11 protein-coding genes are annotated in these 14068 nt (G+C 43.8%); 1 reads left to right on the top strand and 10 read right to left on the bottom strand.

All coding sequences use genetic code 11. The annotated features are described in order from the left end of the window. Positions 1–97: 97 nt before the first annotated feature. From AC1DCV_RS02710 to AC1DCV_RS02675, 8 genes are all read right to left on the bottom strand, one after another. Positions 98–901, bottom strand: coding sequence for an anti-sigma factor (locus AC1DCV_RS02710; protein ID WP_477021719.1), 804 nt, complete (start codon positions 899–901; stop codon positions 98–100). Positions 902–961: 60 nt separating this feature from the next. Beyond that, a complete protein-coding gene (locus tag AC1DCV_RS02705) occupies positions 962–1510 on the bottom strand; it encodes an RNA polymerase sigma factor (RefSeq protein WP_441572347.1) in 549 nt (182 codons plus the stop codon). Positions 1511–1714: 204 nt separating this feature from the next. Further along, positions 1715–2578, bottom strand: coding sequence for an anti-sigma factor domain-containing protein (locus AC1DCV_RS02700; RefSeq protein ID WP_477021718.1), 864 nt, complete (start codon positions 2576–2578; stop codon positions 1715–1717). 66 nt (positions 2579–2644) lie between these two features. After that, a complete protein-coding gene (locus AC1DCV_RS02695) occupies positions 2645–3118 on the bottom strand; it encodes an RNA polymerase sigma factor (RefSeq protein WP_441572349.1) in 474 nt (157 codons plus the stop codon). A gap of 149 nt (positions 3119–3267) precedes the next feature. Then, positions 3268–3846: a peptide deformylase gene (gene def, locus AC1DCV_RS02690; protein WP_441572350.1), complete on the bottom strand. Its 579-nt coding sequence runs from the start codon at positions 3844–3846 to the stop codon at positions 3268–3270. Between the two features lie 94 nt (positions 3847–3940). Then, entirely contained in the window at positions 3941–4354 is a 414-nt protein-coding gene (gene ruvX, locus AC1DCV_RS02685; RefSeq protein ID WP_477021717.1) for a Holliday junction resolvase RuvX, read from the bottom strand. A 69-nt stretch (positions 4355–4423) separates the two neighbouring features. Next, the gene (locus tag AC1DCV_RS02680; RefSeq protein WP_477021716.1) at positions 4424–5290 is read right to left on the bottom strand and encodes a UbiA-like polyprenyltransferase; all 867 of its coding nucleotides are present in this window, start codon (positions 5288–5290) and stop codon (positions 4424–4426) included. 91 nt (positions 5291–5381) lie between these two features. Continuing rightward, positions 5382–5921 carry an RNA methyltransferase gene (locus tag AC1DCV_RS02675; RefSeq protein ID WP_477021715.1) on the bottom strand — a complete coding sequence of 180 codons (540 nt, stop codon included), beginning with the start codon at positions 5919–5921 and terminating at the stop codon, positions 5382–5384. 46 nt (positions 5922–5967) lie between these two features. Here AC1DCV_RS02675 and mutS point away from each other — a divergent pair, with 46 nt between their 5' ends. Continuing rightward, entirely contained in the window at positions 5968–8577 is a 2610-nt protein-coding gene (gene mutS, locus AC1DCV_RS02670) for a DNA mismatch repair protein MutS (protein ID WP_477021714.1), read from the top strand. 82 nt (positions 8578–8659) lie between these two features. On the opposite strand, the gene AC1DCV_RS02665 is transcribed toward mutS, so the two are convergent. Together AC1DCV_RS02665 and AC1DCV_RS02660 are read right to left on the bottom strand one after the other, a co-directional pair. Then, complete coding sequence (locus AC1DCV_RS02665) at positions 8660–10237, bottom strand: SusD/RagB family nutrient-binding outer membrane lipoprotein (protein WP_477021713.1); 1578 nt, start codon at positions 10235–10237, stop codon at positions 8660–8662. A 36-nt stretch (positions 10238–10273) separates the two neighbouring features. Further along, positions 10274–13555 carry a SusC/RagA family TonB-linked outer membrane protein gene (locus AC1DCV_RS02660; protein WP_477021712.1) on the bottom strand — a complete coding sequence of 1094 codons (3282 nt, stop codon included), beginning with the start codon at positions 13553–13555 and terminating at the stop codon, positions 10274–10276. Between the last annotated feature and the right edge of the window lie 513 nt (positions 13556–14068).

Here is a 14068-nt window from a genome sequence, read left to right as displayed (position 1 = left end):
AAAGCTATTATAGCGAGGATAAAAGCGGTTATATTTCTATAATATCGCTTAAATCTTCGCTATAATAGCTTTATGCTTTACGCTTTCAGCTCTTCAATCAACCAGGGATTTTCCCGGCCACGTACATTTGTTCCATAGTTGGCGACAGCGCACCACCTTTTTTCTCCAGGGTAATGGCAAACATTTGTGCTTTGCCGGTTACTTTCATTTTCTGGAGGAGGCTGGCCGTATCACCCATTTCGAACACGCCCATATCAACTGGTTTACCATCTACGATAGCCCAGAGTTGATACTGTTTGTCAGCGGTTGGTTCTGGCAGTTTATTAACTTTCAGATACACCTGCTGGCTTGACGGGTTCCAGAATACGGTGGCTAATGCTTCAGGGAACGCTTTGGTACCTGGCATCGGCACTTTCAATACTTTAGGATCCTGGATAATTTCCATAGATTCCTGCATTTGTTCTAAACGGGTTTTGTAAAGATTGCTCTTTGACAAAATGGAGTTCTGAGATACGAGTAAAGACTGATATTTGTCTTTGTACTCTCTGAATTCTTTGTACCGGTTAAAGAACACATAGTTTAGGACTAGACTGCCGATCAGCAGCACGGCAGCGGCGGTGGCAATCCATTTCCAGGATAGGCTTTTAGTTTCTTGCATGGACACTACTTTTGGTTGTTGCAGTTCTTGATCGGGTACAGGCTCACCCTCCTGCAAATTGGGTTCATTATTGATTTTAGAGAATAAACTTGTTTTGATATCCGGTTCCGGATCTATCCCCTGCATCTCGATATACGCCTCCATACTGCGGCGGTAGGCTTCTACCTGTGCTGCCACAGCCGGATATTGTGCCATAGCAGCTTCCAGCTCGCGTACCTCTTCTTCGGTAGCTATGCCTGCCATATAAAGCTCAATAATTCCGGACGATATGAAGTGTTGTGAGTCCACTATTGCTATAAAAATTTACTTGTTTAAAATATTTCTTAACTGAATGATTGCATTGCGCATTCTTGTTTTCACTGTACCCAATGGGATCTCCAATACCCGGGAGATTTCCTCCTGAGTACAGCCTTTATAATATGCTAAATCTATAAGGGTACGCTGTTCTTTGGTTAGCTTTTCCAGGATCCGGGAAAAACCTATGTAGTCGGTAGATGGATGAACGGATAATGGTCCGTTGACTGAATGTACGGCATCCGTTATATTTTGGATTTTTTGTTCCAGCTTATGAGATTTGGAGCGGAGAATATCTATGGCAGTATTACGCGCAATATTCAGCATCCAGGTAAAAAGACGTCCTTTTTCCTCATCGTAGCGGTCGAGATGACGCCAGATTTTAAGAAATACCTCCTGCAACACGTCCCCTGCAGAACTGTTATCGTTCAGCACTTTTACGATCACACCATATAAAGCCGGCGAATAGTGATCATATAAATAACTAAAAACCTTCTGGTCACGGGCTCTTAAGCCCTGTACCAGTTCAGCTTCTGTATATGTAGGAGCGTATTCCAAAACAGATTGGATATAATTTTATGGGTGTTTAATATTGAAACTGAGTGCTGCACATGACATAACGGAACTTCATCTTCATGACTTCAGCTTTCAAGGATATCTTTCAATAGTTATTGTACTTGTGTCTTAATTAACGGGGCTTATTATCTAAGCAATATAATGATTTCTAGTGGTAAACAGATTCTTAAATAATCACTCGTTTTTTTATCTGGCTATTTTGGCAGACATGCATACCTGGTCCATGGATGGCTCCGGACTGCCGCCTTTTCTTTCCAATGTAACTGCAAAACCCTGGGCTACGGCAATAGCTTTCATTTGTTGCAATTGCTGGGATACGTTGGCGCCTGTATCAAAAACGCCTGCATCTACCAGCTTTTTATTCACGATGGCCCATAACTGAAACTGCTTACCTGAAGGAGGCAGGGGCATGAGTTGTGCCTGCAGGTAAACGGCTTGTGTACGTGCATTCCAGCCAACGGAAATGGATTTACCAGCAAATTCGCCACCACCTTGCATCCTGGTCCATTTAAAATCAGGATTAGTGAGTGGATCCGGATCTTTTGGAAGAGGATTTGTTTCTTTTAAACTCGTAAGTGCCTGGTGTTCTTTGTCTGCCTCCAGTTTTTCCTTGGTGGCTATTAATGATTTATAACGGCTTTTATAGTCGGTGGATTTCTGGAAGAAAAAGAAATTCATGATCACACTGCCCAGTAACAGAATTACAATGGCGGCGGTGGCATATTTCCAGATGCGGTCAGAAGAGTTTTTTACGGCGGGTAGCTTTTTCACTGGTGTTTCCTTCGCTATTACCTGTTTACCGTTCTTTTTTGCGGGAGCAATGTCAGAAAGGGGCACACGTAGCTCCTCAGGCAGCCGGTCGTTACCTTCCTGCGTATTTTCCTGACGAATAATTTCTGTCAGGCGCTCCTTAATTCCAGCGGGTGGAGGAACAGCGTATAGTTGTACAAACCTTTCTTTGTCCAGTTGCAGCGAATCTACTGCAGCTTTTACATCAGGGTATTGTAGCACGACCGTTTCCACCTCATTCTGCTCCGTTTCCGGTAACATACCGAATACGTAGCTTTCAAGAATTCCGGATGATATGTAGCGTTGTACATCCACTATTTTGTAAAGTTACAATTGTTTTAAGAGTGTTCTCAATTGTATAATAGCATTGCGCATACGCGTTTTCACGGTACCCAATGGTATTTCAAGGGACCTGGCTATTTCTTCCTGGGTATGTCCCTTGAAATAAGCCATGTCTATAATAATGCGTTGATCTTTTTGCAGACGTTCAATCACCTTTGTGAGGCCGAGATGGTCTACCGACAAATGCACCGCCAGTTGCGGTTCATACATCAGTGATACACTGTTTACATCCTGTACCCGTTGTTCCAGTTTGTGATTTTTTGAGCGAAGACTGTCGATTGCTGTGTTGCGCGTAATATTCAACATCCAGGTGAATAAACGTCCTTTTGAGGCATCGTAACGATCAATATTGCGCCAGATTTTTACAAAGACTTCCTGTAAAACATCTCCTGCTGCGGCTTCTTCTCCTACTACTTTGAGGGCTACACCATAGAGTGCCGGTGAGTAATGGTCATACAAATAAGTAAATATTTTCTCATCCCTGGCCAAAAGGCCCTGAATCAATTCAACTTCAGTGTATGTTAAGGTCGCTCCCAAGTTTGAGGATATGGATGTTATACTTTACGATACCAAAATAACAGGTTTTCTTTACATTACAAAATTATTTCCTATTTAGGGAAGCTCATTTTGTAATCTACCCGGATTTTGCCTTTGGTGATGTCATCCAGCTTACTCTTCAGCATCCTGCGCTTTAATGGCTTCAGGTGATCGATAAATAAAACCCCGTCTATATGATCGTATTCGTGCAGGATTACCCGGGCGGTAACACCAGTGAATGTTCTTTCATGTGGTGTGAAGTTTTCGTCTACGTAGCTCAAGGTAACGGTTTCTGCGCGGTTTACATCTTCCCGTACTTTAGGAATGCTCAGGCAGCCTTCGTTATACGCCCAGTCTTTTCCTCCTGTTTCCACGATATGTGCATTGATAAATACACCTTTCACGCCAGTATCGCCGGGATAGTCGTTTTTCTCGTCTTCTTCCAGGTTATGAATAATCTGTTCGCTATCAATTACAAACAGGCGAATGGCTTTATTTACCTGCGGAGCTGCAATGCCCACGCCATTTGAACCATACATGGTATCCCACATATTGGCAATTAATTCTTTCAGGTTAGGATACTCTGGTGTGATATCTTCCGCTACTTTCCTCAAAACCGGGTGCCCGTAAGCTACTATTGGCAAAATCATGTTCAAATACTTGGTTTAATCCGCAAAGATAGACATTTTAGAATTCTGTCTGGCGCCGGGATTGCCTGATGATGGTTGTTATATTTATTTTTTACTATGTTTTATTCCGAAGATACTCCTGCAATATAATAGTAGCACTGATTTCGTCCACCAGGGCTTTGTTCTGGCGGTCTTTTTTCTTCAGACCGCTGTCTATCATTGTCTGAAATGCCATTTTTGACGTAAACCGCTCATCTACTTTCACTATCGGAATATCAGGGAAGTTCTTTTTAAGGATCCTGATACACTCTATCACCAGTGGCGTAGCATGGGTAGCATTCCCATCCAGGTTTTTAGGTTCGCCGATGACAATCGTTTCCACAGGTTCTGCAGCTAAGTATTTTTTGAGAAAAGGAATCAGTTCATGCGTAGCAACGGTGGTAAGCCCACTGGCAATCAACTGCAAGGGATCTGTTACGGCCAGTCCGGTTCTTTTTTTTCCGTAATCTATTGCCATTAAACGGGCCATGAATGAGCTTTTAGATGTTAGCTTTTAGCTTTTAGTAAATGCAGCGGAGATCTAAGCGATCCGCCGGGTTTATATAAAAATGAGCATATCGGCAATGGCAAATACGGCAAATACCACGCTGGCAATACCATTGGTGGTCATGAACATAATATTGACTTTGCTGAGATCATCCGGTTTTACCAGCAGGTGTTGCGATACCAGCATTATTACAAATACAGCAGCACCTATCCAGAACAGCCAGTGAAAATGGCCGGTTAACCCGATAGTCACCACCAACGCTGCCGCCACCACATGTAATAATTCCGAAAAACGCAGCGCTCCGGAAAGCCCCAGCCACGCCGGAATAGAGTTCAATTGCTGTGACTTATCAAAGTCTTCATCCTGCAGGGAATAGATAATATCGAAACCTGACACCCAGCACAGTACCAGGAAAGATACCAGTACCGGCAACAGGGCAAATTCGCCCGTTACAGCCAGGTAGGCACCTATTGGCGCCAACGACAATCCAACACCCAATACCAGGTGACACAGGGCCGTAAAACGCTTGGTATAGCTATATCCCAGTACCACCAGTAAAGCTACCGGTGATAAGAAAAAGCAGACACGGTTGATAAACCAGGTAGTTACAATAAATAAAACAACATTGGCAATAATAAAAAACAGGGCATTTTTGGGAGAAATGATACCTGCTGGTATCTCTCTTTTCGCCGTGCGTGGGTTGAGCTTATCAATATCCACATCCAGCCAGCGATTGAACGCCATGGCGGCGCTGCGCGCAAACACCATACATAATATCACCAGGCCAAATGTAGCCCAGCTAAAGCTACCACCACCTTTGGTAGTGGCCATGAAAAAGCCGGTGAGGGCAAAAGGCATGGCAAAGATGGTATGACTGAACTTTACCAGCGACAAGTATTTGTTAACCGTAGAAATCATACTAGCTTTTAGGTTTTAGCCATTAGCTTTTAGTGTTAAACTGCTAATAGCTGCTTATTAATAATAATTACTGCTTTCTGATAACTAAAAGCTAACGGCTAATAGCTAACAGCTTTACAAAGATATCCCAAACCACAATACCCGTCGTCACCGAAATATTCAAAGAATGTTTCATACCCAACTGAGGAATTTCGATACAGCCGTCCACTATTTTCATCACTTCGCCGTCTACTCCGCTCACTTCATTACCAAAAACCAGCGCCAGTGGCTGATCCGCCGGAGGCTGGAAACTATCCAGCATGTGACTGTTCACCGCCTGTTCTATGGCCATCACTTTGTAACCAGCTGCTTTCAGCTCTTCTACCGCATTCACCGTGGTATCAAAATACTGCCATTCCACCGTTTCAGTGGCACCCAGCGCTGTTTTGTTGATATCCCGGTGTGGAGGTACCGGCGTATATCCACAAAGAATGATGCCTTGCACCAAAAAAGCATCTGCGGTACGGAATACGGAGCCCACATTGTGCATGCTGCGTATATTATCGAGTACCAGTACGATAGGCGTTTTATTGGCCGCCTTAAACTCAGCCACCGTTTTACGGCCCAGTTCATCCATGCTTAATTTTCTCATCACCTGCAAAGATAATAGGATGGGATGAGTTTTATATATTTGCGCCATGGCAAAAAGTAAAACGGAAGAAACACCGCTCATGCAACAACATAAAGCCATCAAGGATAAATACCCTGATGCCGTACTGTTGTTCCGTGTTGGCGATTTTTATGAAACGTTTAATGAGGATGCAGTTATAGCCGCCCGGGTACTGGGCATCGTATTAACCAAGAGAGCCAATGGCTCCGCTTCTTATGTAGACCTGGCAGGATTTCCACACCATTCGTTAGATACTTATCTGCATAAACTGGTAAAAGCCGGCTACCGGGTAGCCGTATGCGATCAGCTGGAAGATCCCAAAACAGTAAAAGGCATTGTGAAACGTGGTGTTACCGAAATGGTGACTCCCGGCGTAGCGATCAATGATAAACTCCTGGAAAATTCAAGCAACAACTTCCTGGCAGCCGTACATTTTGGAGCAGATACCACCGGCGTATCTTTCCTGGACATCTCTACCGGCGAATTTTTTATCGCAGAAGGCAGTATAGAATATGTGGATAAACTCCTGCAAAGCTTCCGCCCCGCAGAAGTACTGTTCGCCAAACAGCAGCAGAAACATTTTAAAGCTACTTTCGGCACCCGCTTCTATACCTACACCATGGATGAGTGGATCTTTACCACCACCTATGCAGAAGAAATACTGCTCAAACATTTTGAAACACATTCCCTGAAAGGTTATGGTGTAGAAGGACTACCAGCCGCTATCATCGCTGCCGGTGCTACTCTCCACTACCTGAAAGATACCGAACACCCCCACCTCCAGCATATTACCCGCATGCAACGTATCAGCCAGGAAGACTTCCTCTGGATGGACCGCTTCACTGTGCGTAACCTGGAACTGCTGAACAGCAGTGTGGAAAACGGTCATACCCTACTAAAAGTACTGGATAACACCGTAACGCCTATGGGCGCACGGTTACTCAAACGCTGGATGGTATTCCCGCTCCGCGATATCAAAGGAATCAACGAAAGACTGGATACCGTAGAATACCTCATCAAAGAAACAGATCTTTCCAAATCACTGGTACATCACCTGAAACAAACCGGCGACCTGGAGAGATTGGTATCCAAAATACCTCTGCGAAAAATAAATCCACGCGAAGTGATGCAGCTGGCCCGCTCCCTGCAACAGGTACAGGCCGTACAGGCACTCCTCGCTGATAGCAGCAGCGACTACCTGAAACGCCTGAACGAAAAACTGGATCCCTGCACTCCCCTGCTGGACCGTATTCTCAATGAAATCATGGAGAACCCGCCGGTACTGGTAAACAAAGGCGGCTGTATTAAAGAAGGCGTAAATGCTGAACTGGACGAACTACGCAACATCGCCAACAAAGGCAAAGACTATCTCCTGCAGATACAACAAAAAGAATCAGAAGCTACCGGCATCCCTTCCCTGAAAATAGCCTTCAACAACGTTTTTGGCTACTACCTGGAAGTAACCAACACGCATAAAAACAAAGTACCGGATCGCTGGATGCGTAAACAAACGCTCGCCAACGCCGAACGATATATTACCCCCGAACTGAAAGAATACGAAGAAAAGATTGTAGGGGCAGAAGATAAAATACAGGTACTCGAAAGCAGGCTGTTTGAAGAACTCGTCCTGGCACTGCAGGCATTTATTCAACCGGTACAGGAAGATGCGCAGGTATTTGCCAGAATTGACTGCCTCTTATGTTTTGCGCAGAATGCAGTACAATATAAATACCGTCGCCCCAACATCACCGATGGCTTTGACCTCCTGATCAAAGAAGGACGGCATCCGGTGATAGAAAGAGGACTGCCTGCCGGTGAAACATATGTATCCAATGACCTGCAGTTAGATAAAGAAAACCAGCAGATCATTATCCTTACCGGTCCCAACATGAGTGGTAAATCCGCCCTGTTACGACAAACAGCCCTCATCACCCTGATGGCACATATGGGCAGTTTTGTACCAGCCACCAGTGCAGACATTGGCCTGACGGATAAAATATTTACCCGCGTAGGCGCGTCTGACAACCTGAGTGGAGGAGAATCTACCTTCATGGTGGAAATGAACGAAACCGCCAGCATCATCAACAGCATCACCGCGCGTAGCCTGGTAATACTTGATGAAATAGGCCGTGGAACCAGCACCTACGATGGTATTTCCATTGCCTGGAGCATTGTGGAATACCTCCACGATATGACGGAGCATCGCCCTAAAACACTGTTTGCTACCCACTATCATGAGTTGAATGAACTGGAAAATAAACATGGCCGGGTGAAGAACTTCCATATCACCAATATGGAGTCCGGCAATAAAATTATTTTCCTGCGTAAACTGGCACCAGGTGGAAGCCGCCACAGCTTTGGTATTCACGTGGCCCGCATGGCAGGGATGCCGCCTGAGTTGATCAACCGTGCCAACGAAGTATTGGCGAACCTGGAAGAAAAACATATTGACGCACCTTTACAGAAAAATGTAAAACAACTCAATACGCCTTCGCAGAAATTACAGCTGAATATATTTGATGCGCATAGTGATACTTTCAAGGAAATTCGTGAAAAGCTGGAAACTGTGGACATTAACCGGTTAACACCAGTGGAGGCCTTGCTGAAGCTGAGTGAGATTAAGAATATGATTGGGTAATATCTTTCTATAGGATCATAAAAAAACGTCCCGGAAAATCCGGGACGTTTTTTTATTGTAACAAGATGACTGATAACAGGGCTTAACGCACGTCCCAGAAGATCTTGATATCTGCTTTATCTTTTCCGGCTACCTGAGCATAATTGGTAGGATTGTAAATCTGCTCTGTAGACGGATACAGTAAACGCTGTGGTGCAACAGTCGAACCAGAAGCTGTACCTGTGGCGAAAGGCAATACAGGATAGCCTGTACGTCTTACTTCCGTCCATGCTTCACCTGCCTGCAGAATGAAAAAGTTCACCCATTTCTGTGTCCAGATCTTCGCCAGTTTCTGCTGGGTAGTACCTGTGTAGGCAATAGCTGGCTTAGCAATGAAACTACTGATAGCAGTACCGGATGGCGTAGGCAATATTGGCCAGGTACCTGAGCTGAATACAGCAGACTGGTTAATACTGTAGTAAAAACCTACTGATTGTGTGATACCATTTTCATAATCAGTTTGTGGAGCACCAATACCCCATCTTTCACCTGCTTCTGCTTTCAGGAAACTTACTTCAGAGGCGGTTAATATTACACCTGGTACATTATAGTTATTAAAGAAAGTAGCTGTATCGTAGGTAGCATAACCTAACTTCTCATAATCGTTGGCAGTACCGTTAGAAGGGAACCCCTTCATACCATGAAGCTTACCGGCATCCCAGTATACATCGGTACGTGGATCGCTGTTAGTAGCCATCACAGTATCCAGCAGAAATGCAGGTGCAAATGGGCTACCTGTCAAAGCGCTCTGGAGATCACTTTTCAAAGTAGGCGAACTCATTTTGATTAGCACATTTTGAGTATTATCGCTGATCAGGGGATACTTCGCAGGATTACTCAACATAGTAGTTACTGCAGCTTTTGCGCTGGCTTCTTTCACATAAGAAGTATGCATTAACAGGCGCAGACGCAGAGAGTTAACGTAACGTCTCCAGGCTGGCAGGCTACCGTTCAGCATGAAATCAGCTTTCGTCAAACTAGCCTGGATTTCAACAGAAACAGCGGCGGTTTCAAAATAATTGTTCAGGTTGTTCAGTCCGGTGATCAGCGTATCGTAGATCGCAGCTGCATTGTCAAAAGGCGCAGGTATTACAACACGGTCAGTATTCAGAGACCCAGCTTTGGTGAAAGGAATATCTCCCCACAGGTCTACCATTTGTGCTGCCTGATCATACAACACTACTTTAGCGCAGTTCAGGAAAACCAGTTGATCTGCTTGTTGCGCTGGCGTTAATTTACTGAAAGTTGTCTCCATCTCCCGGTAGTTAGCCATGATACCAGGGCCAACATAGTTCAGATCATTATCATCACTTTTACCACCTGCATAAAAATCTATCCAGCGATTCTCCGTATAAGTTGGAGAAGGAATATACATTTTAATGGATGGAGAAAGCGCAGTTGTTTGTGCAAAAGCGGCGGTCGTAGGCAATATGAACGTAGCGTAATCCCAATAAGATGGACGCATACGCTTGTTGATGTACATACCGCTGAGCAGTTTGCTCATAGAACCGGTGGTAGTTAGCTCCGGATTCGGGTAGTTATCTGCGATTTGTTTCCTACAGGCACTGAATGTAGCGACCAGTAGAACGAGCAGAGAAGTATTTATTAAAAAACGTTTCATTTTAAGCTGTTAAGTTCGTTTACAAATCAGTATCCACTAGAAACGGGCACGCAGGCTGGCCCCAAGGCTTCTTGTTGGTCCTGCAGTACCACCATCAATACCCTGACTAAACCACTGAGAACCTACTGCTACTTCCGGGTCTAAACCTTTTGGTAATGTTTTCCATATGTAGAAAAGGTTTCTGCCTATTAGTGACAACTGCAGACCCTGGAAATGCATTTTCTCAACTATGCGTTTAGGCATGTTATACGTAAGGGTTACCTCACGCAGCTTGATATAGCTGTTTTTCATTACGGCATTTTCATACAAACCGTTGGTTTGCCAATCGTACTGATTCATGTAATATTGTGCAGCAGTAATTATCTTCTCATTCTTTTTACCGTCCGCAGTTACACCAGGCAGGATCACACCATCGTGATGTGCACCGTTCGGGTTTGCCACCAGGTTACCACTGGCATAGTCCACGGCATCATAACCAAGACCACCATGTGCTGCATCCCTGTATTGCAGGGTACTGTTAAACATACCTGCGCCGATCTGGTAATAGTAAGGAATAGATACCAGGTCACCACCTAAGCGGTAATCCATTGTAAAGTCAAGCGTAAAATTTTTATAACTTACGGAGTTGGAGAAACCACCTACAATTTTAGGCATAATGTTACCTGCTAATTCCCATTCTTTGGTATTAGCAGTATAGATACCATCCGCATTTACCAGGTAGTTACCGTTGGCATCTTTATCGCGTGGGTGTACATAAATATTACCCAATGGGTCACCTACATTAGATTGCAGCAGCAGATAACCACCGTCATAACTCTGCATCGTCAAGGTAGTCTGACCATCTCTCAATGCAGACAGCTTATTCTTGTTTATAGCAAAGTTAAAACGGGTACTCCAACGGAAGTCTTTAGTGGTAATGGGAGTAGCGTTAATTGCTGCTTCGTAACCATAGTTACTCAAATCTCCCGCATTCATCATCTGAGAGGTAGCACCTGCGGATGCCGGTGTACTCATGAATAAAATTTGATCAACGATTTTATTGTTGTAGTAGCTAAAGTCTACGCCAATTTTATTTTTCAGGAACCGGGCTTCGAAACCAATCTCTGCTTCTCTTTTCTTTTCAGACCTCAGGTCTTCATTACCAAAAGCATTAGGATTCGTTTGCTGGTAAGGAATATTGTTCTTACTGATGGTAACGGTGTAAGGATTGTATGCTACGTTGGACTGGTACATGTTCGGATGGTTACCTACCAGACCGTAGGAAGCCCTGAACTTGGCATAATCAACAAAAGAAGGCAGCTTCACAACTTCAGACAGCAGGAAGCCAGCATTAACAGAAGGATAGAAGTATTTGTTATTCTTTACCGGCAAAGTAGAGGTAGACTCATAACGACCGGTTCCTTCGAGGAACAGAAAGCCTTTATAAGCCAGATTTACCATACCAAAACCAGCTGCATCAATCTGTTCTGCACGGATACCTGTTGCATATATAGGATCTGCTGAGTTCACTAAACTGAACCAGTTTTCATCCATTAACCCACCTTTGGTTTGTGTATACTGATTTTTGTATTTCTGTTTACGACCGGTAACACCAGCAGTGAACGATACATCTAAATCCTTCGTCACTTTAGGGTTATAGATCAACATCGCATCGCCATAAAACGAATTGTTATTACGGGTAGTCAACGCATACTGACCAGTATATCCGTATACAACCGGCTTGGTATTGTACTGTTGATCAGTGATAGTCACATTAGTGAAATCACCACCTACACGGCCTCTGAAACGCAGACTATTCAGCAGACTTACATTCAGTGTGGCGCTGTTAATGAACCTGTTCTGAGTTTCATCATATCTGTTACGGAGGTTATTCCACAGATAATCCATCAGGTTGGTAGCGCGGAAACGGTAGGCCATTTTCTGGTCCTGATCGTATTGTGTATTGTCCGCGGCTACGTATTTGTAACCGTTACTTGTCTGGTATTTATTGAAGAACGTATTCATATCATCGAAACGGCTGAAGAAGCCATCGAAGGAACCGAATATGTTGCTCATCACATTTGCACGGTTATGAACGAAACTGTTGTTATAGGTAGACACCAGGTCCACACTTACTTTGTCGCTCAGTTTTAAAGTACCGTTGAAGTTGAAGTTATTTTTATAAAGATTACTTCCCGGCATGATACTCTTATAATCTACACGACTGTAAGAAAAGCGGAAACTACCCTTATCGCTGGCGTTGGAAATCGCCACGTTTGCAGCAGAGTTGTAACCATTCTGGAAGAAATCCTTGTAGTTGTTTTTCTGTGCTTCATATTTGCGGGTAGTACCATCCCAGTATTTCACATCACGACCATCAAACTTAGGTCCGAACTGATCGTACGCTCTGTAATAAGGGTGCATGGCTCCATCTGCATCTTTGATCCAGCCGTCAGAAGTGGCACCTACCTGCAGATTGGTGGCGGGGTCATAACCTGGACCGTATTCATTCTGATAATCTGGTGAAAAGGCCAATTTCTCCTGGTTATAAACGTAGTTAACATCCACATTCAAACCACTACCTTTTACACCTTTCTTTGTGGTTATTACCACCACACCGTTAGTGGCTTCAGAACCGTATAGGGCGGAAGCACTCGCACCTTTTAAGATCGTCATTGTTTCGATGTCTTCCGGATTGATGTCCAGGATACCATTTCCCTCAATTCTTGAATTGCTGGTGCCGAAAGTGTTAGTAGTAGGATCGTTAAAGTTTCTCAAAGGCACACCGTCCACTACATACAGTGGCTGTGTACTTAAGCCCACGGAGGATACACCTCTCACTTGCACGGAAACACCACTGGCGGCACCACCTGGAGCAGAAACGATTTTCACACCGGCGGCTTTACCATACAATGCAGAAGCGAAGTTAGTGCTTCCACTTTCAGTGATTTCTTTGGAAGTTACAGTACTAACAGAGTAACCCAATGCTTTGGCTTCTCTCTTAATACCCATAGCGGTTACCACCACTTCGTTCAGATTCTTGTTGTCTTCTTTTAATACAATGTTTACGGTAGACTGTCCATTAACAGCTACTTCCTGGTTGATAAATCCGATATAGGAAAAAACGAGTGTAGCAGTAGGTGCTACCTGGATTTTGAATGTTCCATCGGCGCCTGTGGTAGCACCGTTGGAGGCGTTTTTCTCTTTTACAGTTACGCCTGGCAAAGGCGTTCCTTGTGCATCTTTTACGGCTCCCGTAAAAGTTTTCTTATCCTGCGCCCACGCAGTGATACAGCAGCATAAGAAAAGCAACGTGGTGAGAAGAAGTGATCTTCGCATAGCTTCCTTTTGGTTTAGTGAATTATAACAAGTGAATCAGACACATAAGCAAAAGACACAGAGGTTCCGCTATCATAGTTACCTGCATTGCACAGGTATCCTTTTGATAAATACGTGATTTCCGTCCTTAAATAAAAAATGGAATTACTCCATTGGCATTAATTGTTATTTTGACATCATATTAGTGGTAAAACGTTTTAGCATGCTACCTTAAAAAAAAACTGGTKTATCTCTTTCACTTTTCTTTTTCACACCAAGTTTATCATACCCGTCAGAATAATGGTTTCAAACTTAGGGATAATTATGAGAAGTGCAAAAAAGATTTAACAATTTTTTTATTTTCAGTTAACAGCTCGTTAAGAAAGAGAAAATACTATTCTTAGCTATCAAAATAGCATCACAATCCGTAATAAGTCACACTGTTAAAAATGCCTTAAAATAAACGTAACGAATACATTTATCGAATCGATTCCGTATAAACAAATGCGAAACTCCTCAGCCAAACAATCTGGC

The organism is Chitinophaga sp. 10T418, from assembly GCF_056394125.1.
Note: the sequence above shows the minus strand (reverse complement) of the source record. Positions and strands in the feature narration are given on the sequence as shown.

Coding starts and splice junctions, on each gene's coding strand:
- AC1DCV_RS02710 (WP_477021719.1), bottom strand. CDS start 901: ATGGCAGGCATAGCTACCGAAGAAGAGGTACGCGAGCTGGAAGCTGCT.
- AC1DCV_RS02700 (WP_477021718.1), bottom strand. CDS start 2,578: ATGTTACCGGAAACGGAGCAGAATGAGGTGGAAACGGTCGTGCTACAA.
- def (WP_441572350.1), bottom strand. CDS start 3,846: ATGATTTTGCCAATAGTAGCTTACGGGCACCCGGTTTTGAGGAAAGTA.
- ruvX (WP_477021717.1), bottom strand. CDS start 4,354: ATGGCCCGTTTAATGGCAATAGATTACGGAAAAAAAAGAACCGGACTG.
- AC1DCV_RS02680 (WP_477021716.1), bottom strand. CDS start 5,290: ATGATTTCTACGGTTAACAAATACTTGTCGCTGGTAAAGTTCAGTCAT.
- AC1DCV_RS02675 (WP_477021715.1), bottom strand. CDS start 5,921: ATGAGAAAATTAAGCATGGATGAACTGGGCCGTAAAACGGTGGCTGAG.
- mutS (WP_477021714.1), top strand. CDS start 5,968: ATGGCAAAAAGTAAAACGGAAGAAACACCGCTCATGCAACAACATAAA.
- AC1DCV_RS02665 (WP_477021713.1), bottom strand. CDS start 10,237: ATGAAACGTTTTTTAATAAATACTTCTCTGCTCGTTCTACTGGTCGCT.
- AC1DCV_RS02660 (WP_477021712.1), bottom strand. CDS start 13,555: ATGCGAAGATCACTTCTTCTCACCACGTTGCTTTTCTTATGCTGCTGT.